Source organism: Streptomyces sp. DSM 120436 (genome assembly GCF_055778765.1).
Window position 1 is genome coordinate 169,435 of the sequence record NZ_JBSKBS010000001.1, and the last position, 26,271, is coordinate 195,705.

Annotated in this window: 21 protein-coding genes and 2 tRNA genes; 4 read left to right on the forward strand and 19 right to left on the reverse strand. The window is 71.0% G+C overall.

Annotated features, from left to right (window positions below):
* Positions 1-37 precede the first annotated feature (37 nt).
* Positions 38-823, forward strand: coding sequence for a hypothetical protein (locus ACWH4W_RS00740; RefSeq protein ID WP_473073919.1), 786 nt, complete (start codon positions 38-40; stop codon positions 821-823).
* Between the two features lie 102 nt (positions 824-925).
* On the opposite strand, the gene ACWH4W_RS00745 is transcribed toward ACWH4W_RS00740, so the two are convergent.
* The 12 genes from ACWH4W_RS00745 to ACWH4W_RS00800 all read right to left on the reverse strand — a co-directional run bounded on the left by ACWH4W_RS00745 (position 926) and on the right by ACWH4W_RS00800 (position 17,804).
* Complete coding sequence (locus ACWH4W_RS00745; protein ID WP_473073920.1) at positions 926-2,890, reverse strand: TIGR03960 family B12-binding radical SAM protein; 1,965 nt, start codon at positions 2,888-2,890, stop codon at positions 926-928.
* 102 nt (positions 2,891-2,992) lie between these two features.
* Positions 2,993-4,588: a CYTH and CHAD domain-containing protein gene (locus tag ACWH4W_RS00750; RefSeq protein WP_473073921.1), complete on the reverse strand. Its 1,596-nt coding sequence runs from the start codon at positions 4,586-4,588 to the stop codon at positions 2,993-2,995.
* Between the two features lie 102 nt (positions 4,589-4,690).
* Complete coding sequence (rodA, locus tag ACWH4W_RS00755) at positions 4,691-5,893, reverse strand: rod shape-determining protein RodA (RefSeq protein ID WP_473073922.1); 1,203 nt, start codon at positions 5,891-5,893, stop codon at positions 4,691-4,693.
* On the reverse strand, positions 5,890-8,223 hold the full coding sequence (gene mrdA, locus ACWH4W_RS00760) for a penicillin-binding protein 2 (RefSeq protein WP_473073923.1): 2,334 nt from the start codon (positions 8,221-8,223) through the stop codon (positions 5,890-5,892). Before mrdA ends, rodA begins: the two co-directional genes overlap by 4 nt.
* A 114-nt stretch (positions 8,224-8,337) precedes the next feature.
* A complete protein-coding gene (mreD, locus tag ACWH4W_RS00765; RefSeq protein WP_473073924.1) occupies positions 8,338-9,006 on the reverse strand; it encodes a rod shape-determining protein MreD in 669 nt (222 codons plus the stop codon).
* 13 nt (positions 9,007-9,019) lie between these two features.
* Positions 9,020-9,961, reverse strand: coding sequence for a rod shape-determining protein MreC (gene mreC / locus ACWH4W_RS00770; protein ID WP_473073925.1), 942 nt, complete (start codon positions 9,959-9,961; stop codon positions 9,020-9,022).
* 161 nt (positions 9,962-10,122) lie between these two features.
* Entirely contained in the window at positions 10,123-11,142 is a 1,020-nt protein-coding gene (locus ACWH4W_RS00775; protein WP_290009711.1) for a rod shape-determining protein, read from the reverse strand.
* Between the two features lie 434 nt (positions 11,143-11,576).
* On the reverse strand, positions 11,577-11,990 hold the full coding sequence (gene ndk, locus ACWH4W_RS00780; RefSeq protein WP_473073926.1) for a nucleoside-diphosphate kinase: 414 nt from the start codon (positions 11,988-11,990) through the stop codon (positions 11,577-11,579).
* Between the two features lie 64 nt (positions 11,991-12,054).
* Positions 12,055-12,405, reverse strand: coding sequence for a DUF4233 domain-containing protein (locus ACWH4W_RS00785; RefSeq protein WP_473073927.1), 351 nt, complete (start codon positions 12,403-12,405; stop codon positions 12,055-12,057).
* A gap of 6 nt (positions 12,406-12,411) precedes the next feature.
* Complete coding sequence (gene folC / locus ACWH4W_RS00790) at positions 12,412-13,932, reverse strand: bifunctional tetrahydrofolate synthase/dihydrofolate synthase (protein WP_473073928.1); 1,521 nt, start codon at positions 13,930-13,932, stop codon at positions 12,412-12,414.
* 54 nt (positions 13,933-13,986) lie between these two features.
* Complete coding sequence (locus ACWH4W_RS00795; RefSeq protein WP_473073929.1) at positions 13,987-15,027, reverse strand: acyltransferase; 1,041 nt, start codon at positions 15,025-15,027, stop codon at positions 13,987-13,989.
* A 152-nt stretch (positions 15,028-15,179) separates the two neighbouring features.
* Positions 15,180-17,804 (reverse strand): valine--tRNA ligase, encoded by a 2,625-nt coding sequence (locus ACWH4W_RS00800; RefSeq protein ID WP_473073930.1) that lies wholly within the window; start codon positions 17,802-17,804, stop codon positions 15,180-15,182.
* A gap of 135 nt (positions 17,805-17,939) precedes the next feature.
* On the opposite strand from ACWH4W_RS00800, the gene ACWH4W_RS00805 reads away from it, so the two are divergent.
* Together ACWH4W_RS00805 and ACWH4W_RS00810 are read left to right on the forward strand one after the other, a co-directional pair.
* Positions 17,940-18,932, forward strand: a complete 993-nt coding sequence (locus ACWH4W_RS00805; RefSeq protein WP_473073931.1) for a hypothetical protein — start codon at positions 17,940-17,942, stop codon at positions 18,930-18,932.
* Positions 18,933-18,969: 37 nt separating this feature from the next.
* Positions 18,970-19,917: a hypothetical protein gene (locus ACWH4W_RS00810; protein ID WP_473073932.1), complete on the forward strand. Its 948-nt coding sequence runs from the start codon at positions 18,970-18,972 to the stop codon at positions 19,915-19,917.
* A gap of 87 nt (positions 19,918-20,004) precedes the next feature.
* Here ACWH4W_RS00810 and clpX read toward each other — a convergent pair whose 3' ends face one another.
* From clpX to ACWH4W_RS00835, 5 genes are all read right to left on the reverse strand, one after another.
* On the reverse strand, positions 20,005-21,291 hold the full coding sequence (clpX, locus tag ACWH4W_RS00815; RefSeq protein WP_473073933.1) for an ATP-dependent Clp protease ATP-binding subunit ClpX: 1,287 nt from the start codon (positions 21,289-21,291) through the stop codon (positions 20,005-20,007).
* Positions 21,292-21,474: 183 nt separating this feature from the next.
* Positions 21,475-22,179: an ATP-dependent Clp protease proteolytic subunit gene (locus tag ACWH4W_RS00820; protein WP_473073934.1), complete on the reverse strand. Its 705-nt coding sequence runs from the start codon at positions 22,177-22,179 to the stop codon at positions 21,475-21,477.
* 111 nt (positions 22,180-22,290) lie between these two features.
* Positions 22,291-22,896 (reverse strand): ATP-dependent Clp protease proteolytic subunit, encoded by a 606-nt coding sequence (locus ACWH4W_RS00825; RefSeq protein ID WP_030858107.1) that lies wholly within the window; start codon positions 22,894-22,896, stop codon positions 22,291-22,293.
* Positions 22,897-23,241: 345 nt separating this feature from the next.
* A complete protein-coding gene (tig, locus tag ACWH4W_RS00830) occupies positions 23,242-24,636 on the reverse strand; it encodes a trigger factor (protein ID WP_473073935.1) in 1,395 nt (464 codons plus the stop codon).
* 166 nt (positions 24,637-24,802) lie between these two features.
* Positions 24,803-24,879: transfer RNA gene (locus ACWH4W_RS00835), tRNA-Pro, on the reverse strand.
* A gap of 164 nt (positions 24,880-25,043) precedes the next feature.
* Here ACWH4W_RS00835 and ACWH4W_RS00840 point away from each other — a divergent pair.
* Positions 25,044-25,114, forward strand: a tRNA-Gly gene (locus ACWH4W_RS00840).
* Between the two features lie 76 nt (positions 25,115-25,190).
* Here ACWH4W_RS00840 and ACWH4W_RS00845 read toward each other — a convergent pair.
* Both ACWH4W_RS00845 and ACWH4W_RS00850 read right to left on the reverse strand, forming a co-directional pair.
* The gene (locus ACWH4W_RS00845; RefSeq protein ID WP_473073936.1) at positions 25,191-25,694 is read right to left on the reverse strand and encodes a hypothetical protein; all 504 of its coding nucleotides are present in this window, start codon (positions 25,692-25,694) and stop codon (positions 25,191-25,193) included.
* A 151-nt stretch (positions 25,695-25,845) separates the two neighbouring features.
* On the reverse strand, positions 25,846-26,040 hold the full coding sequence (locus ACWH4W_RS00850; protein ID WP_473073937.1) for a hypothetical protein: 195 nt from the start codon (positions 26,038-26,040) through the stop codon (positions 25,846-25,848).
* Positions 26,041-26,271 lie beyond the last annotated feature (231 nt).

Here is a 26,271-nt window from a genome sequence, read left to right on the forward strand (position 1 = left end):
TTGAGCGCGCTCACCGGCCCGATGAATCAGTCCTGACATGAATGATGAACGCTACGACCCGCTCTGGTACAGCGCCGAAGCACCGGACCCGTTCAACGAAGCGGGAACCGGCCGGCACCGGGCCGGAGCCGTCTACGCGGAACCCGTCGAACCCGCCGTGCCCCCCTGGGACCCGGCCGAGGAACTGGCCTACCTCCTCCAGGAGGCCCGCGGCGAGGAGTACGCCCCCACCGTGCCGCCGCCGCGGGAGGAGACCCCGGTCACCGCTCCCCCGGCCGGCAGCCCCCTGGACAACCTGCAGGAGATCACGGCCGGACTGCCGCCCCTGCCCTCCGCACCCCGAGGCCACCGCAAGCCCCCACGACCACGCCCCAACGCCCTGCGCGTCGCCAGCTACGCCACCGCCGCCATAGCGGCCGTCACCGTGTCGATGGTGAGCGTCTTCAGCGGCGTGGTCACCTACGAACCCCTGCTCCTCGTCACCACGGCGCACAGCAGCGGCGACTCCTCGTCCTGGTGGCCCATCCTGGTGTACGGCCCCTGGCTGGCCGGCTCCCTCTCCGTCCTCCGCGCGGCCCTGCACCAACGACGCGCCCTGCACTCCTGGTTCGTCGTCCTGCTCTTCTCCTCCGTCGCGGTCCTGCTGTGCGTGGCCCAGGCGCCCCGCACCGTCATCGACACGGCGGCCGCGGCCCTCCCGGGCGTCGCCGCCCTGGCCTGCTTCCAGCAGCTGGTCCGCCAGATCACCCTCACCCGCCCACCCCGCCGCACGGTCAGCCCCCGCCACCGCGTCCGCCCGTACGACGGCCGCCAGGTCCCGTGACGGCACGCCCCCACACGAAGACGGAGCAGCGGCCCCCCGCCGAAGAGGCCGCTGCTCCGTCTCTCGTGTTCGCGTGTCGCCGCCCGGCCGTCCGGGCCGCGCTCAGTGCGCGTGACCGCTCGGCACCGGGCCCGCGTTCTTGACCGTCAGGGGCAGGAGCTTCTTGCCCGTCGGGCCGATCTGGATGCTCGTGTCCATCTGCGGACAGACGCCGCAGTCGAAGCACGGGGTCCAGCGGCAGTCCTCGACCTCGGTCTCGTCGAGGGCGTCCTGCCAGTCCTCCCAGAGCCAGTCCTTGTCCAGGCCCGAGTCGAGGTGGTCCCAGGGCAAGACCTCCTCGTAGGTGCGCTCGCGGGTGGTGTACCAGTCGACGTCCACCCCGTACGGGGCCAGCGCCTTCTCCGCGCACTGCATCCAGCGGTCGTAGGAGAAGTGCTCGCGCCAGCCGTCGAAGCGGCCGCCGTCGTCGTAGACCGCGCGGATGACCGCGCCGATGCGGCGGTCGCCGCGGGAGAGCAGGCCCTCGACGATGCCGGGCTTGCCGTCGTGGTAGCGGAAGCCGATGGAGCGGCCGTACTTCTTGTCGCCGCGGATCTTGTCGCGCAGCTTGGCCAGGCGCTCGTCGGTCTCCGCGGCGGACAGCTGCGGGGCCCACTGGAACGGCGTGTGCGGCTTGGGCACGAAGCCGCCGATGGACACCGTGCAGCGGATGTCGTTGGAGCCGGAGACCTCGCGGCCCTTCTGGATGACGCGCGTGGCCATGTCGGCGATCTGCAGCACGTCGTCGTCGGTCTCGGTGGGCAGGCCGCACATGAAGTACAGCTTCACCTGGCGCCAGCCGTTGCCGTAGGCCGTGGCGACGGTGCGGATCAGGTCCTCCTCCGAGACCATCTTGTTGATGACCTTGCGGATGCGTTCCGAGCCGCCCTCGGGCGCGAAGGTGAGACCGGACCGGCGGCCGTTGCGGGTCAGCTCGTTCGCCAGGTCGATGTTGAAGGCGTCGACGCGGGTCGAGGGCAGCGAGAGACCGATCTTGTCTTCCTCGTAGCGGTCCGCGAGGCCCTGGGCGATGTCGCCGATCTCCGAGTGGTCGGCGGAGGAGAGGGACAGCAGGCCGACCTCTTCGAAGCCGGTCGCCTTCAGGCCCTTGTCGACCATCTCGCCGATGCCGGTGATGGACCGCTCGCGCACCGGGCGTGTGATCATGCCGGCCTGGCAGAAGCGGCAGCCGCGGGTGCAGCCACGGAAGATCTCCACCGACATGCGCTCGTGGACCGTCTCGGCGAGCGGCACGAGGGGCTGCTTCGGGTAGGGCCACTCGTCGAGGTCCATGACCGTGTGCTTGGACACGCGCCACGGCACGCCGGAGCGGTTCGGCACGACACGGGCGATACGGCCGTCGGGGAGGTACTCGACGTCGTAGAAGCCGGGGACGTAGACCCCGCCGGTCTTGGCCAGGCGCAGGAGGAGTTCCTCGCGGCCACCGGGGCGGCCCTCCTCCTTCCAGGCGCGGATGATCCGCGTGACCTCGAGCACGGCCTGCTCGCCGTCGCCGATGACCGCGCAGTCGATGAAGTCGGCGATCGGCTCCGGGTTGAAGGCCGCGTGACCGCCGGCCATGACGATCGGGTCGTCCTCCGTGCGGTCCCGGGCCTCCAGCGGGATGCCGGCCAGGTCCAGCGCGGCGAGCATGTTGGTGTAGCCCAGCTCCGTGGAGAAGCTCAGGCCGAACACGTCGAAGGCCCGCACCGGGCGGTGGCTGTCGACGGTGAACTGCGGCACACGGTGCTCGCGCATCAGCGCCTCGAGGTCCGGCCAGACGCTGTAGGTGCGCTCGGCCAGGACGCCGTCCTGTTCGTTGAGGACCTCGTAGAGGATCATGACGCCCTGGTTGGGCAGTCCGACCTCGTACGCGTCGGGGTACATGAGTGCCCAGCGGACGTCGCAGGCGTCCCAGTCCTTGACCGTGGAGTTGAGCTCTCCGCCGACGTACTGGATCGGCTTCTGCACATGCGGGAGCAGAGCTTCGAGCTGCGGGAACACAGACTCGGCGGCTTCGGCAGGCATCTCGCGAACCTTCGTGTGGTGACTGCGGGTCCCCCGGGCCGGTGCCTCAGGGGCGGGTGACCATCCAGCCTAACCCGCCCGAAGGGGTCTGCCGTACGGCGCTCAGAACGGGAACGTCCGGCTGATCGAGCTCCACGCCTCGGGAAGCGCCTCCTCGTCGCTGCGGGCGCGGTGCGCCTCACCGGCGTGCAGGACGCCGTAGGTGAAGTCGCTCTCCCCCGCCGCGTGCGCCACGGCGGCCAGCTCGCGCAGGGTGCGGCGGGCCATGACGCTGTCCTGGTGGTCGCCGAGCAGGCTCTGCAGCGACTTCATGTCCCTGACCGCCTGCTCGGCGGGCTCGCCCAGCGCGGGGGCGGCGGCCTCGGCGGCGTAGCGGGTGCGCTTGGTCTTCTTGCGCGCCTCGTGCAGCGCGGTGTCGCGTTCCGGGCCGGGCGCCAGGTCCAGGGCGTGCTCGACGAGCCCGGCCAGCTTGGCGAAGTCCTTGCGTACGGCCTTGGCGAGGACCTTGTCCGGGCCGGCGCCGGCCTTCTTGCGCAGGGGCGGGTCGGCGAGCAGGGCGTCCAGGGTGTCGAGCAGGGTGAGGTGGCGGCGGGAGTCGAGGACGGCGAGGAGCTGGTGGTGGGCTCCCTCGTGGCGGGCCTCGGCCCAGGCGGCGAGGCGGTCGGCGACCGGGCCGGTGATCTGGTCGTCGGGCAGCCGGGAGAGGGCCTGGGTGAGCCGTTCGGCGAGGACCTCCTGGTCGCGGTCCGCGCCGAGCTGGGCGGCCAGCCATTTCAGGTCGGCGGCGACCGGGTCGGTGGCGGCGCGGTCGAGGACGGGGCGGAAGCTGCGGAAGGTGCTGCGCAGCCGGCGGGTGGCGACCCGCATGCGGTGCACGGCGTCGGGGACGTCCTGCCGCACGGCGGGGTCCAGTTCGACGAGGGCGTCGCGCTGGGCGCGGACGTAGGCGAGGACGTGGTCGCCGGCGGTGACGGGGGTGCCGTGCGGGCGGGGGCGGTGCTTGTGCCGGGGGGCGGCTTCGGGGGCCGTGGCGGGAGGCGTGCCGGCGGCGTCCGCGGCGGCCGTGCCGTCGCCTCCGGCGGTTTTGGCGGTTTTGGTGTCCGGCGCGGTCTCGGCGAGGGCGCGGGCCAGTTTCGAGGACGACGCCGACGGCCGTACGCCTGCTTTCCTCAGGCGTTTCTCCACCTTGTCGAGGATGTCCGGGTCGCCGTCGTCGGCGAATTCCACCTCGATCTCGGTCCACCGCGCGGTGCCGCCCGCGTCGGTGAGGCGTTCGGCGTGCACGGTGTCGACGCTGACCTCGGCGAGCAGTCGGCCCTGGTCGTCGAGGAGGTGCCGGACGTCGCGGTCGGAGCGCAGGCGGACCACGGGTCGCAGTTCCCGGTCGCGGACGCGGGAGCGGACGAGGGCGGCGAGTTCGTCCGGGAGGGTGTCGGAGAGGGGGGCGCGGATCTCGTCGCGCACGCCGGGGGCGACGGGGAACTTGAGGTGCCAGCCGGCGTCGGAGCCTCCGGTGCGGCGGCGCAGGGTGATGGAGGACGCGGCGAGGCGCTGGTCGGCGGTGTCGTGGTAGGTGGCGTCGAGGTGGGTGACGCCCCGCTCCCGCACGGACGCGACGCCGGGGACGCGGGTCAGGTCGGGCAGAGCGGCGTCGTGGGCCTCGTACTTGCGCTCGATCTCGCGTGTGGTGTCCGCCATGCACCGAATCTAGTCGCCGTGGGCGCGGAGCGGCAGTGGGCCGCTCCGCGCCGGTGACGCGCGGGGGCGGGCGGGGCCGGTGGGGCCGGTCGGAGGCGGGGGTCAGGCGGACATGGGGCGTTGCATCCGGATCGACTGCAACAGGCCCACGGCCAGCCATACCGCGAACATCGAGGAACCGCCGTACGACACGAAGGGCAGGGGCAGGCCGGTGACCGGCATGATGCCCAGGGTCATGCCGATGTTCTCGAAGCTCTGGAAGGCGAACCAGGCGACGATGCCCGCGGCGACGATCGTCCCGTACAGGTCGGTGGTGTCGCGGGCGATGCGGCAGGCGCGCCAGAGGATGACCCCGAGCAGGGCGATGATCAGTGCGCCGCCGACGAAGCCCAGTTCCTCGCCGGCGACCGTGAAGACGAAGTCGGTCTGCTGCTCGGGCACGAACTGGCCGGTGGTCTGCGAGCCCTGGAAGAGGCCGGAGCCGGTCAGTCCGCCGGAGCCGATGGCGATGCGGGCCTGGTTGGTGTTGTAGCCGACGCCGGCCGGGTCGAGTTCCGGGTTGGCGAAGGCGGCGAAGCGGTTGATCTGGTACTCGTCGAGGACGCCGAGCTGCCAGACGGTGATCGCGCCGGCCGCGCCCGCGCCGATCAGGCCGAAGATCCACCGGTTGGAGGCCCCGGAGGCGAGCAGCACGCCGAGCACGATGACGACCATCACCATGACCGACCCGAGGTCGGGCATGAGCATCACGATCAGCATCGGCACGACGGCGAGGCCGAGCGCCTGGAGCACCGTGCGGTGGTCGGGGTAGGGCTTGTCGCCCGCGTCGACGCGGGCTGCCAGCAGCATGGCCATGCCGAGGATGATCGTGATCTTCACGAACTCCGAGGGCTGGAGGGAGAAGCCTCCGGGCAGCTTGATCCAGGAGTGGGCGCCGTTGATCGTGGAGCCCAGCGGGGTGAGCACCAGCAGGATGAGGAACACCGAGGCGCCGTACAGCAGCGGTACGGCTGTGCGCAGCCCGCGGTGGCCGAGCCAGATGGCGCCGATCATCAGGGCGACGCCGATGCCGGTGTTCAGCCAGTGCCGGACCAGGAAGTAGTACGGGTCGCCCTGGTTCAGCTCGGTGCGGTTGCGGGTGGCCGAGTAGACCAGCAGGGAGCCGAGCAGGGACAGGGCGAGCGCCGAGAGCAGTATCGGCCAGTCCAGTCGGCGGGCCAGGCCGTCGCGGGCGAACACCCGTGTCCAGCCGGCCCGCTCGGGTCCGTACCCGGAGACCTGGAAGCTGTTGACGCCGCCGGTCATGACGCCGTCCTCTCCGGGCGTGCCGCGCGCGGCCGGGGGGCGCGGCCGCGCGGGTGTCCCCCGCCGCGGCCGGGGCCGCCGCCCCGCCGTCGTCCGCGGCGGGTGTCGCGGTTGGTGTTCTCGGGCGACGGGACCGTGCCGGCCTGCTGCGGGTCGGCCGGGTCTTCGTCCTGCTGCGGGGTCGTGGCCTCGGCGTCCGGCGACGGGGTGCCCCGGAACTCCTCGGCGAAGTCCTTGGCGATCTTCGGCGAGGTGATCGTGCCGTCCGTGCGGACCTTGGGCAGGGTCTTCTGCGGCTTGGGCAGCAGCGCCTTCTCGTCGTCGATCTCGCCGTCCTCGGACACGCCGTAGAGGGCGTTGTAGATGTTGCGCACGGCGGGGCCCGAGGCGCCGGATCCGGTGCCGCCCTGCGCGATCGTCATGACGATCGCGTAGTCCTCGGTGTAGGTGGCGAACCACGAGGTGGTCTGCTTGCCGTACACCTCGGCCGTACCGGTCTTGGCGTGCATCGGGATCTCGTCCTGCGGCCAGCCCTCGAACCGCCACGCGGCCGTACCGCGGGTGGCGACTCCCTCGAGGGCTTCGTCTATCTGCTCGAGCGTCTTCTTCGAGGTCGGCAGCTTGCCGTACGCCTTGGGCCTGATCTCCGTGACGGTCTTGCCGTCGGGGCTGACGACGGCCTTGCCGACGGTGGGGGTGTACAGGGTGCCGCCGTTGGAGAGGGCCGCGTAGATGGCGGCCATCTGGATCGGGGTGACGAGCGTGTCGCCCTGTCCGATGGAGTAGTTCACCGAGTCACCGGCGCGCAGCCGGTTGCCTTCGAGGCAGTTCTCGTAGGCGATCTGCTCGGCGTAGCTGCCGCCCTTCTTGCCGTACTTGCACCAGGCGTCCTTGTTGGCCTTCCAGTAGTCGGCCTTCCACTGGCGGTCGGGGACGCGGCCGGTGACCTCGTTGGGCAGGTCGATGCCGGTCTCCTTGCCGAGGCCGAACTGGTGGGCGACCTTGTAGAACCAGTCGTCGGCGTTCTTCTTCGGCTTGTTGCCGCCGTCGCGCTTCCACTCCTCGTGGGAGAGGGCGTAGAAGACGGTGTCGCAGGAGACCTCGAGCGCCCGGCCCAGGCTGATCGCACCGTGGTTCTGCGATTCGAAGTTCTTGAAGACCTGGCCGCCGATGGAGTACGAGCTGGAGCAGTTGTAGGGGCCCTCGAAGGAGTAGCCGGCCTTGATGGCGGCGGCCGTCGGGATCACCTTGAAGATGGAGCCGGGCGCCGACAGGCCCTGGATGGCGCGGTTCAGCAGCGGGTAGTTGGACTTCTCGCCGGTGAGTTCGGCGTAGTCCTTGGCGGAGATGCCGCCGACCCAGGAGTTGGGGTCGTAGGTCGGGTTGGAGGCCATGGCGACGACGCGGCCGGTCTTGGCCTCCATGACGACGACGGCGCCGGAGTCGGCCTCGTAGTTCCGGTTGGTGTTGCGGTCGTGCTGCTTGCGGGCCTCCTTCATCGCCTCGTTGAGCTCGTACTCGGCGATGCGCTGCACGCGGGAGTCGATGCTGGTGACGAGGTTGGCGCCGGGCTCGGCCGGGTCGGACTGGGCCTGGCCGAGGACGCGGCCGAGCTTGTCGACCTCGTAGCGGGTGACGCCGGCCTTGCCGCGCAGCTGCCTGTCGTACTGCCGCTCCAGGCCGGAGCGGCCGACCATGTCGGAGCGCAGGTAGGGCGAGTCGGTGTCCTGGGCCTGCTGGATCTCCTCGTCGGTGACGGGTGAGAGGTAGCCGAGGACCTGGGCGGTGTTGGCCTTGCCGGGGCTCGGGTAGCGGCGCAGCGCCTGCGGCTCGGCGGTGATGCCGGGGAAGTCCTCGGCGCGCTCCCGGATCTGCAGGGCCTGCTTGGGCGTGGCCTCGTCGGTGATGGGGATCGGCTGGTACGGCGAGCCGTTCCAGCAGGGCTGGGGGGTCTCGGCGTTGCACAGCCGGACCTTCATCATGACGTCCCGGGGCTTCATGCCGAGGACGCCGGCGAGTTTGGTGAGGACCGCCTTGCCGTCGTCCTTCATCTTCATGAGCTCGGTGCGGGAGGCGGAGACGACCAGCCGCGTCTCGTTGTCCGCGAGGGCCACGCCGCGGGCGTCCAGGATGGAGCCGCGCACGGCGGGCTGGACGACCTGCTGCACGTGGTTGCCGGAGGCCTCCTTGGCGTACTGGTCGCCCTCACGGATCTGGAGGTACCACAGGCGCCCGCCGAGGGTGCCGAGCAGGGAGATGACGAGGACCTGGATGACGACGAGCCGGATCTGGACCCGTGGGCTGCGGCCGGTCTCGGGGATGTTGGTCACGCGGCTTCCTCCCCTCTCAGAGCGCGTGCGGATGTGAGCTGACGAGTGGTGAACGACCGGCCGGTGGACACGCGTTCCCGCCGCGTTCACTCGTACCGGTGAAGTTTCGGGAGGTCACAGGCGCTTGACCCCCTTGATGCGTCCGGCGCGGGCCGAGCGGGCGCGGGCCGCCTTGACCCGCAGGCCGTTGCGCTGGCCGCCGATGCGCAGGCCGGTGCCGCCGGAGAGCCAGCCCGAGGAGAGGTCCCCGGCCTTGGGGGAGTTCGTCTCGGCGAGGGGGTCGTTCTCGGCGCGCCGGGCCAGTGCCATCACCCCGGGCACCACGAAGGGGGCGAGCAGCAGGTCGTACAGGGCGGCGGTGAACAGCAGGCCGCCGAGGCCGACATGGCGGGCCGCGGTGTCCCCGACGAGGGCGCCGACGCCGGCGTAGAGCAGGGTGGAGCCGACGGCGGCGGCGACCACCACGAGCATCGGTCCGGCCGCCGTCCTCACCTGCCCGCTCTCGGGTTTGACGAGTCCGGCGAGGTAGCCGATGACGCACAGCACGAGGGCGTAGCGCCCGGCCGCGTGGTCGGCGGGCGGCGCGAGGTCGGCGAGGAGGCCGGCGGCGAAGCCGACCAGGGCGCCGCCGACGTGCCCGTAGACCAGGGCGAGTCCGAGGACGACGAGCAGCAGCAGGTCGGGGACGGCGCCCGGGAGGTGGAGGCGGGCGAGGACGCTCACCTGGACGACGAGGGCGACGACGATCAGCGAGCTGGAGAGCAGGATCCGGTTGACGCGCATGGGGTGACAGCTCCTACTGCTCTGGCTGGTCGGGACCGTCGGCGGGCGCCGAGGGCGTGACCGTCACGGTCACGGTCGGCGTGGGGGTCGGCTCGGGCTTCCTGGGCAGCACCGTGTCGCGCGGGTCCTTCTTCGGCGCCTGGACGACGACGCCGACCACGTCGAGCTTGCTGAAGTTGACGAACGGCGTGACGTACAGGGTGCGGGTCAGGTCGCCGCCGGAGGGGTCGACGCGGGAGACGACGCCGACCGGGACGCCGGGCACGAACGGCTTGTCGGCCTGCGAGCCGAAGGTGACCAGCCGGTCGCCCTTCTTGATCTCGGCCTTGCCGTTGAGCAGTTCGACGCGCAGCGGGCGGTCGCCCTGGCCGGAGGCGAAGCCGAGTTCGTCGGTGGACTCCATGCGGGTGCCGACGGTGAAGTCGGGGTCGCTGGCGAGCAGCACGGTGGCGGTGCTCGGGCCGACGGTGGTGACGCGGCCGACCAGGCCGTCGCCGTTGAGGACGGTCATGTCGCGCTCGATGCCGTCGTCGGCGCCGGCGTCGATGGTGATGGTCCAGGAGAAGCCCTGGGCCGCTCCTATGGCGATGACCTGGGCGCCCTTGATGCCGTACTGGCCCTTGCCGGCGACGCCGAGCAGCTTGTCGAGCTGCTTGAGGCGGCTGCGGCTGCGGTCGTCGCTGCCGAGTTCGGCCTTGAGCGCCGCGTTCTCCCGCTCCAGCCGGGCGAGCCGGTCGTGGCGGTCGCCGGACTCGCGGACGGCGGTGACCGCGTTGCCGATCGGGTCGACCGCGCTGGACACGCCGTTCTCGATCGGGCCGAAGACCGACGCCGCTGCCTGCCGGGCACCGTCGACCGGTGAGTCCTCCCCGCCGCGGATGTCCACCGTGATCAGCGCGAACGCGATGGCGATCAGCAGCACCAGGAGCAGCCGGCTCTCTTTCGTGTCCCTCACGTGCGGCGGCCGTGCCTTCCTCGTCGAGAACGGGTATGAGGTGGGGTCTGTTCAGGTTGTGGTGCGGGGCCTTCGGGGCGTCACCGCCCGTTCCGCCCCTCGATACCAGCGCTCCGCCGTACGGGAGGCGAGGTCCCGTACGGCGGAGTCGTGGCGGTGTGTCATCTGCGGGGCTGGGCGTCCAGCACCTGCTGGAGGGCCTCGAACTCCTCGACGCACTTGCCGGAGCCGAGCGCCACGCTGTCCAGGGGGTCCTCGGCGATGTGGATCGGCATGCCGGTCTCCCGGCGCAGCCGCTCGTCGAGCCCGCGCAGCAGGGCGCCGCCGCCGGTCAGCACGATGCCCCGGTCCATGATGTCGCCGGACAGCTCGGGCGGGCACTTGTCGAGGGTGGTCTTGACCGCGTCCACGATGGCGTTGACCGGTTCCTCGATCGCCTTGCGCACTTCGGCGGCGGAGATCACCACGGTCTTCGGCAGCCCGGAGACGAGGTCCCGGCCGCGGACCTCGGTGTGCTCGTCGGTGTCGAGGTCGTACGCCGAGCCGATCGTGATCTTGATCTGTTCCGCCGACCGCTCACCCAGCAGGAGCGAGTACTCCTTCTTGATGTGCTGGATGATGGCGTTGTCCAGTTCGTCGCCCGCGACCCGGATGGACTGGGCGGTGACGATGCCGCCGAGGGAGATGACCGCGACCTCCGTCGTGCCGCCGCCGATGTCCACCACCATGTTGCCGGTGGCCTCGTGGACCGGCAGGCCGGAGCCGATGGCGGCCGCCATGGGCTCCTCGATGATGTGCACCTGCCGGGCGCCGGCCTGGGACGACGCCTCGATGACGGCGCGGCGCTCGACGCCCGTGATGCCGGAGGGCACGCAGACGACGACCCGCGGGCGAGCCAGATACCGCCGCTTGTGGATCTTCAGGATGAAGTAGCGGAGCATCCGCTCGGTGATCTCGAAGTCGGCGATGACGCCGTCCTTCAGGGGACGCACGGCGACGATGTTGCCCGGCGTGCGCCCGATCATCTTCTTCGCTTCGGCACCGACCGCGAGGATGCCACCGGTGTTGGTGTTGATCGCGACGACGGACGGCTCGTTGAGTACGATTCCGCGACCCCTGACGTACACCAGCGTGTTGGCGGTCCCGAGGTCGACAGCCATGTCACGGCCGATGAACGACATTGAGTTCCCCATCAGGATTCGTCTGGCCTTCCCACGAGCTTTTGAGGGCTTTTCAGGTCGGCGAGGTGGGTGCGGTGACGCGATGGCGTCCATGGTAGACGTGCCGCCGCGCACACTGTGCGAGGGTCTTCGCCATTGTCATCAGACGGCGCGTCGCCCTGCCTGTGGAGACGGGCCAACGGGGGCATCCGTTCCCCCGAACGCCGTGCATATGCCAAAAACGGTCCGGGGCAAAGCTCCCAGACCCTCCGAGGCACGACAAATGTCCAGGCCGCGGCCGCGACGTGATCGTTATGCGCGGATTTCGTCGCGGTCCCGCATCCCGTGCGCGGCGACACCCTACCGTGTCCGCCCGGCCGCACCGGGTCACCGTCGGACCCGCCCAGAACGGGGCGCGCCGGTCACGACTGCGACCGGCGCGCCTCGGAACGGCCTCAGGCGTGGCCCGGGAAGAAGACCTTGATCTCCCGGTCGGAGGACTCCTCCGAGTCGGACGCGTGGATCAGGTTCTCCCGCACGATCACGCCGTAGTCGCCGCGGATCGAGCCCGGGGCGGCGGCGATGGGATCGGTGGGCCCGGCGAGCCGGCGCACGCCCTCGATGACCCGCTCGCCCTCGACGATCATCGCGACGACCGGGCCGGACGCCATGAACTCCACGAGCGGCTCGTAGAAGGGCTTGCCCCGGTGCTCGCCGTAGTGCTGCTCCAGCGTGTCCTGGTCCAGCGTGCGCAGCTCCAGCGCGGTGATCCTCCAGCCGGCCTTGCGCTCGATGCGGCTGATGATCTCGCCGGTCAGGCCACGACGGACGGCGTCGGGCTTGAGGAGGACGAGGGTGCGCTGGGTCACTGCGGGCTCCTTGTGCGTCAAATGGTGCGGGGCAAAGAGGTTACCGGGCGTGTCGGACGGTCCCTCACGCAGTGTCGGGCTCCTCCGCCTGTGCGGCGAAACGGGCCTTCGCCTCGTCCACCTTTCGCCCGAAGTGCACCGACGCCCACCACAGCAGCGCGAACACCCCGCCCAGGAAGAACATCACCGGGACGAACACGCCGGAGGCGACGAGCGCGATCTGCAGCGCCCAGCCCAGCGCGACCCCGCCCGGCCGGCCGACCATCCCGCACAGCACGACGGACAGGAACATGGCGATGCCGCAGACCGTCCACACCGTGCCGGTCGACAGGTCGGGCTGCTTCATCGCGACCAGACCGGCGAACCCGATGATGAGGAACTCGCCGATCAGCGTCGAAGAACAGAGCGTACGCACGGGATCTCAGCCCTTCCCCAGGAGCAGCCGGGCCTCGCCGACCGTGATGACGGAACCGGTGACGAACACGCCGCCGCCCGCGAACTCGCCCTCTTCCTCGGCCAGCGTGATCGCGGCCTCCAGGGCGTCCGGCAGCCGCGGCTCGACCTGCACGCGCTCCTCGCCGAACACCTCCACGGCGACCGCGGCCAGCGCGTCGGCGTCCATCGCGCGGTGACTGGAGTTCCGGGTGACGACGATCTCGGCGAACACCGGCTCGAACGCCTCCAGCAGCTCACGCACGTTCTTGTCGCCGCTCGCGCCGACCACGCCGATCAGGCGGCTGAACTGGAAGGCCTCCCCGATCGCGGCGGCCGCCGCCCGCGCGCCCGCCGGGTTGTGCGCGGCGTCCAGCACGACGGTCGGCGACCGGCGCACCACCTCCAGCCGGCCCGGCGAGGCGACGGAGGCGAACGCCTTGCGCACGGTGTCGATGTCGAGCGATCCGGCGCGCTGGGCGCCGACGCCGAAGAACGCCTCGACGGCCGCGAGGGCCACCGCCGCGTTGTGCGCCTGGTGGGCGCCGTGCAGCGGCAGGTACACCTCGGTGTACTCGCCGCCCAGCCCGCGCAGCGTCATCAGCTGGCCGCCGACGGCGACCTGCCGGTCGAGGACGCCGAACTCCAGGCCCTCACGGGCCACGGTGGCACCCACCTCGACGGCCTTCTTCAGCAGCACCTGCGCGGCGTCCACCGGCTGCTGCGCCATGACGACCGTCGCGTCCGGCTTGATCACGCCGGCCTTCTCCCCGGCGATCTCCGCGGGCGTGCCGCCGAGCCGGTCGGTGTGGTCCAGGTCGATCGGCGTCACCACGGCGACGCCGGCGTCGATGACGTTCGTCGCGTCCCAGGCGCCGCCCATGCCGACCTCGACGACCGCCACGTCCACGGGCGCGTCGGCGAAGGCCGCGTACGCCATGGCGGTCAGCACCTCGAAGAAGGACAGCCGGTACTCCTGCGCGGCGTCGACCATCTCCACGTACGGCTTGACGTCCTGGTACGTCTCGATGAACCGCTCGGCGGAGACGGGCGCCCCGTCGAGGCTGATCCGCTCGGTGACGGACTGGACGTGCGGGGAGGTGTAGCGGCCGGTGCGCAGGTCGAAGGCGCCGAGGAGGGCCTCGATCATGCGGGCGGTGGAGGTCTTGCCGTTGGTGCCGGTGATGTGGATCGACGGGTACGAGCGCTGCGGCTCGCCCAGGACGTCCATCAGCGCGGAGATGCGGTCCACCGAGGGCTCGAGCTTGGTCTCGCCCCAGCGGGTGGCGAGCTCCGCCTCCACCTCGCGCAGGGCCTTGTCGACCTCGGGGTCGGCGGGGCGCGCGGGGACGTCCGCCTGCGGCGGACCGCCCTGGGTGCGCAGCGTACGGCTGCCGGCCTCGATCACCGCGAGGTCGGGGTCGCGACGGGTCTCCTCCTCCACGAGCTCCGCGAACTCGTCGAAGGTGTCGTCCGGGTCGGGACCTGCTGAATCTGGGCGCTCGCTCACGGTCCCCAGTCTACGGAGCGGCGCGGGTGCTCCCCCGCACCCCCCGGCACGCGGTCAGCCGAGCCACTTCCGCCACCCGGGCCGCCCCCACAGCACGCTCACGGCGAAGGACAGCGCGGCCGCCGCCACCGCCGTCACGGCCAGCGCGACCGGCGCCCAGGGCCCGTCCGGCACCCGCCCGGCGACCGGCCCGGTCAGCAGCCGCACCCACAGCAGATGCACCAGGTACGTCCCGAACGACGCGTCCGACAACCGCGCCACCAGCGGCCGGACCCGCTCCGGCACCCGCACCCGGGCCACCGTGCCGAGCACCGCGAACGTCACGGCGGCCACCGCCACGCCCCCGTACGCGGCCGGGTGGCGCACCGTGAGCTGGTACACGGCGAGGCCGGCGAACGCGACCCCGGCGCCCGCGGCCCACAGCGCGCGCGGTCCGAGGCGCGGGGCGGCGAGCAGGGCGGCGCCGGCCACCGCGTACACCACCGTGGACAGCGACACCGACCACCCCCAGTCGGGCGGCGCCCAGCCGGTGACCTCCCGCACGTCGCCGATGAGCACGGGGGTGACCGCGAGGACGGCGAGCAGCGCCAGGGACCGGCGGGGCAGGGCGCGCCGCCGCACCACCAGCACCACGACGCCGAGCAGCAGGATCAGGGGGACGTAGGCGTACAGGTACCAGAGGTGGAAGGCCGCCTCGACGGAGCCGAACAGGGCGCGTGCCGTCTCCTCGCCCGTGGCGGCGCCGGGACCGCCGGTGAGGTGCGCGCACAGCAAGTACAGGGCGGTCCACACGGCCATCGGGCGCAGGATCCGGCCGAGCCGGGACAGCAGCCGGGCCTCGTCGCCCACGGGCGCGCCGGACAGCGCGGCCCAGCCGGCCATGGCGAAGAACACCGGCACCGCGAACCGCCCGGCCGTGTCGCCGAGGATCCCGGTGGTGCGGTGGCCCGCGTCGATGAACTCGGCGGAGGCGTGCACCAGCACCACCGCGGCGGTGCACAGCACGCGCAGCAGGTCGATGTCGTACCGCCGCTCCCGGCCGGCGGTGCGGTCCGGCGCTTCCGGCGCGGCGGCGGGGGACACGGGTGAGGACATCGGCGGGGACTCCTGGCGGCGGGGCCGGCCGGCGCACGGGGGCCGGCCGGCGGGCGGAGCCCGCAGGTTCCCTCTCCCGGGTTACCGGGTCCCCACCGCGACGTGAACGGCCCCCGGCCGGAAGGTACCGGTCGGGGGCCGCGGGCCTGGGATCAGGCCTGGGGCAGCCGCTCGAGCTGGGCGCGGATGCGGACGATGTCCTCCTCCGCCTTGGCGAGCCGCGTGCGGATCTTGTCGACCACCTGGTCCGGGGCCTTGGCCAGGAACGCCTCGTTGCCGAGCTTCGCGGTCGCCTGGGCCTTCTCCTTCTCGGCGGCGGCGAGGTCCTTGGCGAGCCGCTTGCGCTCGGCGGCGACGTCGATCACGCCGGACAGGTCCAGCGCGACCTCGACACCGGCGACGGGCAGGGTCGCCGTGGCCGTGAAGGCCTCGCCCTCCGGCTGGAGCCGCAGCAGCTGGCGGACGGCCGGCTCGTGCGCGGCGAGGGCGGTGCCCTCCAGCGTGAGCCGGGCCGGGACCCGCTGGCCGGGCTGCAGCCCCTGGTCGGCGCGGAACCGGCGGACCTCGGTGATCACCGACTGGAGCGTGGCGATCTCCTGCTCGGCGGCCTCGTCGCGGAAACCGCTGTCGGCCGGCCAGTCGGCGACGACCACGGACTCACCGCCGGTCAGCGTCGTCCACAGGGTCTCGGTGACGAACGGGACCACCGGGTGCAGCAGCCGCAGCGTGACGTCGAGGACCTCGCCGAGGACGCGCTTGCTGACCTCGGCCGCCTCACCGCCCGCCTGGAACGTCGTCTTGGACAGCTCGACGTACCAGTCGAAGACCTCGTCCCAGGCGAAGTGGAAGAGCGCGTCCGACAGCTTGGCGAACTGGTAGTCGTCGTAGTACGCGTCGACCTCGGCGACGACCGAGTTCAGCCGGGACAGGATCCAGCGGTCGGTCGGCGACATCGCCGACGCGTCCGGCAGCGGGCCCTCGACCGTGGCGCCGTTCATCAGCGCGAAGCGCGTGGCGTTCCAGATCTTGTTGGCGAAGTTCCGCGAGCCCTGGACCCAGTCCTCGCCGATCGGCACGTCGACGCCCGGGTTGGCGCCGCGCGCCAGGGTGAAGCGGAGCGCGTCGGAGCCGTACTTGTCCATCCAGTCCAGCGGGTCGACCACGTTCCCGAAGGACTTGGACATCTTCTTGCCGTTCTGGTCACGGACCATGCCGTGCAGGGCGATGGTGTGGAACGGCGGGGTGCCGTCCATGGCGTAGAGGCCGAACATCATCATCCGGGCGACCCAGAAGAAGAGGATGTCGTAGCCGGTGACCAGGACGGAGTTCGGGTAGAACTTCGCGAGCGACTCGGTCCGCTCGGGCCAGCCCAGGGTGGAGAAGGGCCACAGGGCTGAGGAGAACCAGGTGTCGAGGACGTCGGTGTCCTGGCGCCAGCCCTCGCCGCTCGGCGGCTCCTCGTCCGGTCCGACGCAGACGACCTCGCCGTCCGGGCCGTACCAGACGGGGATGCGGTGGCCCCACCACAACTGCCGGGAGATGCACCAGTCGTGGAGGTTGTCGACCCAGTCGAAGTAGCGCTTCTCCATCTCCTGCGGGTGGATCGCGACCCGGCCGTCGCGGACCGCGTCGCCGGCCTCCTTGGCGAGCGGGCCGACCTTGACCCACCACTGCATGGACAGCCGCGGCTCGACGGTGGTCCTGCACCGCGAGCAGTGGCCGACGGAGTGGACGTAGGGGCGCTTCTCGGCGACGATCCGGCCCTCGGCGCGCAGGGCGGCGACGATGGCGGAGCGGGCCTCGAGGCGGTCCAGGCCCTGGAAGGGGCCGTGCGCGGTGATGACGGCGCGCTCGTCCATCACGGTGATGGACGGCAGGTCGTGGCGCCGGCCGATCTCGAAGTCGTTCGGGTCGTGGGCCGGGGTCACCTTGACGGCGCCGGTGCCGAACTCGGGGTCCACGTGCTCGTCCGCGACGACCGGGATGGAGCGGTCGGTCAGCGGCAGCTTGATCAGCTTGCCGACGAGGTGCCGGTAGCGCTCGTCCTCGGGGTGGACGGCGACGGCCGTGTCGCCGAGCATCGTCTCCGCGCGGGTCGTGGCGACGACGATGGTGTCGTCCCCCTCGCCGTACTTCATGGAGACGAGCTCGCCGTCGTCCTCCTGGTAGTTGACCTCGATGTCGGAGATCGCGGTCAGGCAGCGCGGGCACCAGTTGATGATGCGCTCGGCTCGGTAGATCAGCTCGTCGTCGTAGAGCCGCTTGAAGATCGTCTGGACGGCCTTGGACAGGCCCTCGTCCATGGTGAAGCGCTCACGGGTCCAGGCGACGCCGTCGCCGAGGCGGCGCATCTGGCCGGAGATCTGCCCGCCGGACTCGGCCTTCCACTTCCAGACCCGCTCGACGAACGCCTCGCGGCCCAGGTCGTGGCGGGACTTGCCCTCCTTGGCGAGCTCCCGCTCGACCACGTTCTGCGTGGCGATGCCGGCGTGGTCCATGCCGGGCTGCCACAGCGTCTCGTGGCCCTGCATGCGCTTGCGGCGGGTGAGGGCGTCGATCAGCGTGTGCTCGAAGGCGTGGCCGAGGTGCAGGCTGCCGGTGACGTTCGGCGGGGGGATGACGATGGTGTACGGCGGTTTGTCGCTCTTCGCGTCCGCCTCGAAGTAACCCCGCTCCACCCAGCGCTCGTACAGCGGCCCCTCTACGTCGGCCGGCGCGTACTGGGTCGGCAGTTCGGTCGTGGGCGCTGGTGGCTGCTGCTGAGCGTTGTCGGTCACGCGCTCAGTTTAGGACCGTCACGGTGCTGTTCCGAAACTCGATTCTTTGTAACGGTGCGACCCCCGCCGGTCTGGAGCCGCCGACTCTGAGCCAGGATGTCAGCAGCACGTAAACGTCTGGAGGGGAACCCCGTCATGAGTCACGACCAGCCGGGACCGTACGGCGGGCAGCCGCAGCAGCCCGGTCCGTACGGACAGCCAGGGCCCTACGGCGGACCGTCGCAGACCCCGCAGCCCGGTTACGGCCACCCCCAGACGCCCCCGCCCGCCCAGCCCGGCTACGGCTACCCGCAGCAGCCGCCCCACGGCCAGCCCTCCCCGTACGGGCAGCCTCAGTACGGCCAGCCCCCGTACGGCCAGCCCCCGTACGGCATGCCGTCCCAGCCCCCTGCCTCCGGCGGCAACGGCGGCGGCAAGGTGGCCGCGATCGTCGTCGGCGCCGTCGCGGTCGTCACGGCCATCGGCGTGGGCGCCTACCTCCTCCTCGGCGGCAGCGGCGGTGGCGGCAGCGCGGCCGGTCTGACGGACGACGGCCCGCACAAGCTGACCACGCCGAAGACCGTGCTGGGCGAATACCACCGGTTCGGCGAGGGCACCGAGGAGAGCGGCTCCGACACCGCGAAGGACATGGAGGGGAGCGGGGTCGAGAACGGCACGGCCGTCCTCGGCCAGTGGTCCACCGCCGACTTCGGCGACTACGACCCGGCCGACCCCGGCACCGCGGGCGACTTCCCCGACCAGTCGGAACTGCTGACCGCCAAGGGCGTCACCATGGTGGGCGGTTACGGCGAGATCACCGACCCGGAGAAGACGCTCGACAAGTTCTTCTCCAACATCCAGGAGCAGGTCGAGAAGGCGTCCTCCGGCTCCTCGAGCGGCATGCAGAACGCCGAGCTGGTCGGCGACCCCGAGGAGGTCGAGATCGCCGGCACGGTGGCGAAGTGCCAGTCGACGAAGAGCGTCAACGCGCTCACCAAGAAGGAGTCGACGGACTGGTTCTGCGCCTGGGCCGACCACAGCACGGTCGGCATGGTCTCGCCCGGCGACAACGCCGGCACGGGGGTCGGCAAGGACACGGCGGTCGACCTCACCACCCAGCTCCGCGAGCAGATCCGCGTCAAGGTCTGACGGCACCGCAGCAGCGAACACGAGGGGGAACCCAGTCATGAGCTTCAACCAGCCGGGCCCGTACGGCGGGCAGCCCCAGCAGCCCGGTCCCTACGGCCAGCAGCCGGGACCGTACGGCCAGCCGCCGCAGACCCCGCCCCAGCCCGGTTACGGCTACCCCCAGCAGACGCCCCCGCCCGGCCAGCCCGGTTACGGCTACCCGCCCCAGCCCGGCCACCCGGGGCACCCGGGAGTGCCGCCGCAGCAGCCGCCCTACGGCCAGCCGCAGTACGGCATGCCGCCGCAGCCCCCGGCGTCCGGCGGAGGCGGCGGCAAGAAGGCCGGGATCGTCGTCGGCGCGGTCGCGGTCGTCGCGGCCATCGGTGTGGGCGCGTACTTCCTGATCGGCGGCGGCGGGGGCGCCGGCGGCCTGGAGGACGACGGCCCGCACAAGCTGACCGCGCCCTCGTCGGTCCTCTCGGACAAGTACGACCGTCAGGGCCCGGCGCAGGAGAAGGAGGCCAGCTCCAGCGACGCCAAGAACCTGGCGACGGCCGGCGTGAGCGACGCGACCTCGGTCGGCGCCCTCTACTCCACCATCGACCTCACGCAGCTCGACCCCGAGGACTCGGCCGACGTGGCGAAGCTGGAGTCGGCGGAGAACATCACCTACTTCGGCGTCTACGGCGAGGTCGAGGACCCGGAGAAGGCGCTCGACGTGATGTTCACGCAGATGCACAAGAACACCGACGACGAGAAGGTCAACCTGGTCGGCGAGCCCAGGTCGGTGTCCCCCGGCGGGCTGGACGGCGCCGTGATGAAGTGCCAGGAGGCGGAGACCCAGCACCCGGTCACCGAGAAGGACCAGACGACGTTCATGTGCGTGTGGGCCGACCACAGCACGGTCGCCGTGGTCGAGCCGACCGCCGCCGGCAAGACGTACTCGCTCGACGAGTCCGCGGAGCTGGCCGCCGACGTGCGCAAGGAGGTCCGGGTCGCCGAGTAGGCCCCGGACAGAGGGAAGGGCGTCCGGCGCGGTGCGCCGGACGCCCTTCCGTCGTCCTGTGCCCGAACGCCCGGGAGGCGTGCGGGACTACGCCGTCTTCTGCTCGCCGGAGCCCCGGCCGCGCGAGTCGCGCGGGATGAGGGTGGGGTTGACGTTGGAGAGCACCACGTCGGCGGTGATGACCACGCGGGCCACGTCCTTGCGGGACGGCACCTCGTACATCACGCCCTGGAGGACCTCCTCCATGATGGCGCGCAGGCCGCGGGCGCCGGTCTGGCGCAGGATCGCCTGGTCGGCGATGGCCTCCAGCGCCTCGCGCTCGAAGTCCAGCTCCACACCGTCGAGTTCGAACAGGCGCTGGTACTGCTTCACCAGCGCGTTGCGCGGCTCGACGAGGATCTGCAGCAGCGCCTCGCGGTCGAGGTTGTGCACGCTGGTGATGACGGGGAGCCGGCCGATGAACTCGGGGATCATGCCGAACTTGACCAGGTCCTCCGGCATGACCTCCTCGAACTGGTCCTTGGACTCCAGCTCCCGCTTGGAGCGGATCGTCGCGCCGAAGCCGATGCCCTTGGCGCCCGCCCGGCCCTCGATGATCTTCTCAAGACCGGCGAAGGCGCCGCCCACGATGAACAGCACGTTCGTCGTGTCGATCTGGATGAACTCCTGGTGCGGGTGCTTGCGTCCGCCCTGCGGCGGCACGGAGGCGGTGGTGCCCTCGAGGATCTTCAGCAGGGCCTGCTGCACGCCCTCGCCGCTGACGTCCCGGGTGATCGACGGGTTTTCGCTCTTTCGGGCGACCTTGTCGATCTCGTCGATGTAGATGATCCCGGTCTCGGCCTTCTTGACGTCGTAGTCGGCCGCCTGGATCAGCTTGAGCAGGATGTTCTCGACGTCCTCGCCGACGTAGCCGGCCTCGGTGAGCGCCGTGGCGTCGGCGATCGCGAACGGGACGTTCAGCATGCGGGCGAGGGTCTGCGCCAGCAGCGTCTTGCCGGAGCCCGTGGGGCCCAGCAGCAGGATGTTGGACTTCGCCAGCTCGATGGCGTCGTCACGGCCCTGGGCGCCGCCGTTCTCCCCGGCCTGGACGCGCTTGTAGTGGTTGTAGACCGCCACGGAGAGCGCCTTCTTGGCCGCCTCCTGGCCCACCACGTACCCCTCGAGGAACTCGTAGATCTCGCGGGGCTTGGGGAGCTCCTCCCAGCGGACCTCGCTGGTCTCGGCGAGCTCCTCCTCGATGATCTCGTTGCAGAGGTCGATGCACTCGTCGCAGATGTACACACCGGGCCCTGCGATGAGCTTCTTGACCTGCTTCTGGCTCTTGCCGCAGAACGAGCACTTGAGCAGATCGCCGCCGTCACCGATGCGTGCCACGGTGTGCTTCCCCTTCGCCTGGGAGACGACCGGACGTCCGTGTCCGGCGGCTCCTGGTGCTGCCTTATGTCCGACGGTACCTTGCCTGGCCCCCCGTACGGGCCCCCCTCGGCACGGTTCACTTTGACGTGGACCGTGCCAAACCGTGCCAAGGGGCGGCAGACGTTACACCCCAGCCCCGCCTCAGCGCAGGCTGGAGTTGTCCATCTTCCGGGTGGTGATGATCTGGTCGATCAGGCCGTACTCCAGCGCGTCCTCGGCCGTGAGGATCTTGTCGCGCTCGATGTCCTCGCGGATCTTCTCGATCGGGCGGGTGGAGTGCTTGGCCAGCATGTCCTCCAGCTGCGTGCGCATGCGGAGGATCTCGTTGGCGGCGATCTCCAGGTCGGAGACCTGACCGCGGCCGGTCTCGCTGTACGGCTGGTGGATCAGCACCCGGGCGTTCGGCAGCGCCATGCGCTTGCCGGGCGTGCCGGCGGCGAGCAGGACCGCGGCGGCGGAGGCGGCCTGGCCCATGCACACCGTCTGGATGTCCGGCTTCACGTACTGCATCGTGTCGTAGATCGCGGTGAGCGCGGTGAAGGAGCCGCCGGGGCTGTTGATGTAGACCGAGATGTCCCGGTCGGGGTCCATCGACTCCAGGCACAGCAGCTGCGCCATGACGTCGTTGGCGGAGGCGTCGTCGATCTGCACGCCGAGGAAGATCACGCGCTCCTCGAAGAGCTTCGCGTACGGGTCGTACTCGCGGATGCCCTGGGAGGTGCGCTCGACGAAGCGCGGGATGACGTAACGGGACTCGGCCCGCGGACCGGTGTAGCGGCCCTGCGAGCCGGCGTCCTGCGCGGCCTGCATGCGGTCGTGGATCCCGCTGCCGGGGAATGCGTTCACGGTGTCTCCTGAAAGGGGCTGAGGCGGTCGGCTGGGGCTGCTGGGGCCCCGGGGGCTGTCACGGGGCCCGGGCGGGGTCCCACGGGGCTCGTGGAGCCTCGCGGGGACCGCTCAGGCCCCGGTGCCGCCGCCGCCCGGCATGCCGGCGGCCGTGGCGATCACGTCGTCGATGAGGCCGTACTCCTTGGCCTCGAAGGCGTCGAACCAGCGGTCACGGTCCGAGTCACGGGTGATCTGCTCGACCGTCTGGCCCGTGTGCTGGGCGGTGAGCTCGGCCATGCGCTTCTTGGTGTGCAGCAGCCGCTCGGCGTGGATCTTGATGTCCGAGGCGGAGCCGGCGAGGCCTGCGGAGGGCTGGTGGATCAGGATCTCGGCGTTGGGCAGCGCGAAGCGCTTGCCGGGGGTGCCGGCGCTGAGCAGGAACTGCCCCATGGACGCCGCGAGACCCATGGCGATCGTCACCACGTCGTTCTTGATGTACTGCATGGTGTCGTAGATCGCCATGCCGGCCGTGATCGAACCGCCGGGGCTGTTGATGTAGAGGTAGATGTCCTTGTCGGGGTCCGAGGCAAGGAGCAGCAGCTGTGCGGTGATCTTGTTCGCGATGTCGTCGTCGACCGGCTGGCCGAGGAAGATGATCCGCTCGCCGAGCAGCCGGTTGTAGACCTGGTCGCCGAGGCCACCACCGATGGAAGGCTCGCCGGCGGCTGAAGGCATCAGATTCGTCACGTATCCACCTGCTCGTCTTACGACGGCGCCGGGCCGTCTCACGTGTTCCCTGCGGGGCGGGAGCCGTATCGGAGACTCCACTGCCCTGGTATTCATGGACCCTAACGCGCGGGTCCCTTCGGGGAATCCCGGAGATGGGAGTGTTCGCCGGGGGCGTAGTCGGGGGCGGGGCGGCGGGGCCCGCCGGGAGGCTCGATGTGCGTGCCCGGCCGCGGGTGTGTCGTGGTGGCTCGCGCGGTTCCCCGCGCCCCCGAAGGTGTCCGGCCCCCGGTGACGAGAAGGCCCCGGGGGGTTCGCCCCGGGGCCTTCTCGGTCGATCACCGTGCCGGGGGCTCAGCCCTCGGTCTTCTCCTCGGCCTTCTCGTCGGCGGAGGTCTCCGCGGCCTCGGCCCCGGGAGCCTCGGCGGCCTCGTCCTCCTCGTCGTCAAGGTCGACGATCTCGCCGTTGGTGTCCTTGACCGTGGCCTTCTCGACCACGACGGCCAGGGCCTTGCCGCGGGCGACCTCACCGACGAGCAGCGGGACCTGGCCCTGCTCGACGACGGCCTGCGCGAACTGGTCGGGGGACATGCCGGAGGAGGCCGCACGCCGCATGAGGTGCTCGGTGAGCTCCTCCTGGTTGACGTTGAGCTTCTCCTGCTTCACGAGCTCGTCGAGCACGAACTGGGTCTTGATGCCCTTGATCGCGGCCTCGCGGGTCTCGTTGTCGAACTCCTCCTCGGTCTTGCCCTGGATCTCCAGGTACTTCGCGAGGTCCAGGCCCATCTGGCCCAGCTGGTGGTGTTCGAGGTTGTGCTTGCGGGTGTTGATCTCGTCCTCGAGCAGCTTCTCGGGGACGGGGATCTCGACCAGCTCGAGCAGCTTGTCCAGGACGCGCTCCTGCGCCTGCGTGGCCTGGTCGTACTGCTTCATGTTCTCGAGGCGCTTGCGGCTGTCCGCCTTCAGCTCCTCGAGGGTGTCGAACTCGGAGGCGAGCTGCGCGAACTCGTCGTCCAGCTCGGGCAGCTCGCGCTTGGCGACCTGGGTGACCTTGACGGTGACCTCGGCCTCCTTGCCGGCCGCCGAGCCGCCCTTCAGCTCGGAGGTGAAGGTGGCCTCGCCACCGGCCTCCAGGCCCTTCACGGCGTCGTCGATGCCGTCCAGCAGCTCACCGGAGCCGATCGTGTAGGAGACGCCGTTGGCGACGCCGTCCTCGAGGACCTCGCCCTCGACCTTGGCCTCCAGGTCGAGGGTGACCACGTCGCCGTCCTCGGCGGCCCGCTCGACCGGGGAGGTGGAGGCGAAGCGCTCACGGAGCTCCTCGACCGACTTCTCCACGTCCTCGTCGGTGACCTCGACGGCGTCGACCTCGACCTCGATGCCGGAGTAGTCCGGGATCTCGATGGCCGGGCGGACGTCGACCTCGGCGGTGAAGTTCAGCGTCTCGCCGTCCTTCAGCTCCGTGATGTCGACCTCGGGCTGGCCCAGCGGGCTCAGCTCCGCCTCGTTCACGGCGTCGGTGTAGAACTTCGGGAGGGCGTCGTTGACCGCCTCCTCCAGGACCGCACCACGGCCGAAGCGCTGGTCGATGACCCGGGCCGGGACCTTGCCCTTGCGGAAGCCCTTCACCGTGACCTGCTGGTTGATCTTCTTGTACGCCGCGTCGAGGCTGTCCTTGAGCTCCTCGAAGGGCACCTCGACAGTGAGCCGAACCCGGGTCGGGTTCAGGGTCTCCACGGCGCTCTTCACGGTTCGGTCTCCTTGTGGCTGACTTCTCGGGTTCTGCCGGGACCAGAACGGTCCGGCCGATTCGCCGCCCGGAGGACTTCAGAGACACACGGGCGTGCAGCTTGCATAGTAACGGCAGCGACTGCGGCACCCAAAAGGCTGCGATCACCGATGGTGAGGAGGTGGCTGGTCGGGGTGGCGGGATTTGAACCCACGGCCTTCCGCTCCCAAAGCGGACGCGCTACCAAGCTGCGCCACACCCCGTCTGGTCGATCCGTAGGGTACATGCACGCGGACGAAAGGGCCGCCGCCTTCGCCTTCGCGGTGCGGCACCCGGCGGCCGGCCGGACACGGGGTGTGCGTCGAGGGCGTGCGACCCGCTACGATGCCTCTCGGTGCCGCGGTCGCAGACGCGCGGCGCGCACCGTGCGGGCGTAGCTCAATGGTAGAGCCCCAGTCTTCCAAACTGGCTACGCGGGTTCGATTCCCGTCGCCCGCTCCGGAAGGGCTGAGGCCCAGGTGAGGGGGTGTGCACCCGCTCCCTGGGCCTTCGCCGTACCTCCGGACCGGGCGCCTCAGGCGGCCCCGTACCGTCGGGCGAGCCCTCGTATCTCCCGCGCGGCGTCCCCCAGGATCATCGTCCCGGCCTCGCGCCCGTCGTGGAAAATCCGCAGCCTCGGTCCCTCGGCGAGCAGGCGCAGCTCCGGCAGCGGATGGCGCCACAGCAGGACGCTGCGCTCCCACATCTCCATGCTGCGTGTGGTCAGGCGCAGTTCGTACTGCGGACCCTCGTGGGCGTTCGGCGGGAGGTGCTCCCGGTACGGGGGCCGGGCGGCGTAGGTGCCGAGCACCGTCTCCCCCGGTTCCAGGACCTCGTCACGGGCACCGCGGATGCGGCCGATCCGCGACCCGGCCCAGCCGGCGAGCGCGGCCGTCGGCACGGCGCCCGTCACGACTCCCCACCACGGCAGACCGGCCTCGAGCCCGAGGCCGACCACGGCCGCGACCGCCGGGACCGCCGTCACGGCCGCGCCGGTCAGCCTCGCACGCCCCATCCGCCGTTCCCGCTCCTGCTCCACGTCCCCTCCGTGCTCACGTCTCGTGCCCCTCCGCGGCCGACGCCGTATGCGGCAACCACATGGTCGACTCCCCGGCACGCCTCAGGGCCGGTCCGGGGTGTCCGGGCCGGCCCTGAGGTGCGTCGGTGGGGGACCTTGCCGTGGGGCGGGGTCAGAAGGTGATCGAGTTGATCATGTCGGCTATCGAGTCCAGGAACCGCTGGATGTCGTCGGCCATGCCCGTCGAGGCGAGGAAGAAGCCGAAGAGGACGGCGACGACCGCCGGTCCGGGCTTGAGGGAGCCACCTCTCATCAGCACCACCAGGATGATCGCCAACAGCAGCACCACTGACAGTGAAATGGCCACAACTGATCACACCCTTGGTCGGTTCGGCTTCGCCGGCCCGGGCGACGCATCCCCGCGCACCCCGCCAGAACCATCGTGCCACCAACACGGCCAGGTCATGCGGCGGCTGACGCATCGTCCGCCCCGCAGTCGCGCTCCCGTCGCCGGCGCGGCGGACGGACCGGGGCGACGCACGGGCCTTTCGAATGCAACACCTGTTTCCCGTACGGCAATTCGAGAGGGCATCCGCGC

Excerpts from the sequence above, each read along its gene's own strand:
- ACWH4W_RS00805 (WP_473073931.1), top strand. The coding sequence starts at position 17,940 with ATGAGTCACGACCAGCCGGGACCGTACGGCGGGCAGCCGCAGCAGCCC.
- mreD (WP_473073924.1), bottom strand. The coding sequence starts at position 9,006 with ATGCGCGTCAACCGGATCCTGCTCTCCAGCTCGCTGATCGTCGTCGCC.
- ACWH4W_RS00810 (WP_473073932.1), top strand. The coding sequence starts at position 18,970 with ATGAGCTTCAACCAGCCGGGCCCGTACGGCGGGCAGCCCCAGCAGCCC.
- ACWH4W_RS00795 (WP_473073929.1), bottom strand. The coding sequence starts at position 15,027 with ATGTCCTCACCCGTGTCCCCCGCCGCCGCGCCGGAAGCGCCGGACCGC.
- ACWH4W_RS00745 (WP_473073920.1), bottom strand. The coding sequence starts at position 2,890 with ATGCCTGCCGAAGCCGCCGAGTCTGTGTTCCCGCAGCTCGAAGCTCTG.
- rodA (WP_473073922.1), bottom strand. The coding sequence starts at position 5,893 with ATGACCGGCGGCGTCAACAGCTTCCAGGTCTCCGGGTACGGACCCGAG.
- ACWH4W_RS00740 (WP_473073919.1), top strand. The coding sequence starts at position 38 with ATGAATGATGAACGCTACGACCCGCTCTGGTACAGCGCCGAAGCACCG.
- ACWH4W_RS00825 (WP_030858107.1), bottom strand. The coding sequence starts at position 22,896 with ATGCCTTCAGCCGCCGGCGAGCCTTCCATCGGTGGTGGCCTCGGCGAC.
- ACWH4W_RS00775 (WP_290009711.1), bottom strand. The coding sequence starts at position 11,142 with ATGTCGTTCATCGGCCGTGACATGGCTGTCGACCTCGGGACCGCCAAC.
- ACWH4W_RS00750 (WP_473073921.1), bottom strand. The coding sequence starts at position 4,588 with ATGGCGGACACCACACGCGAGATCGAGCGCAAGTACGAGGCCCACGAC.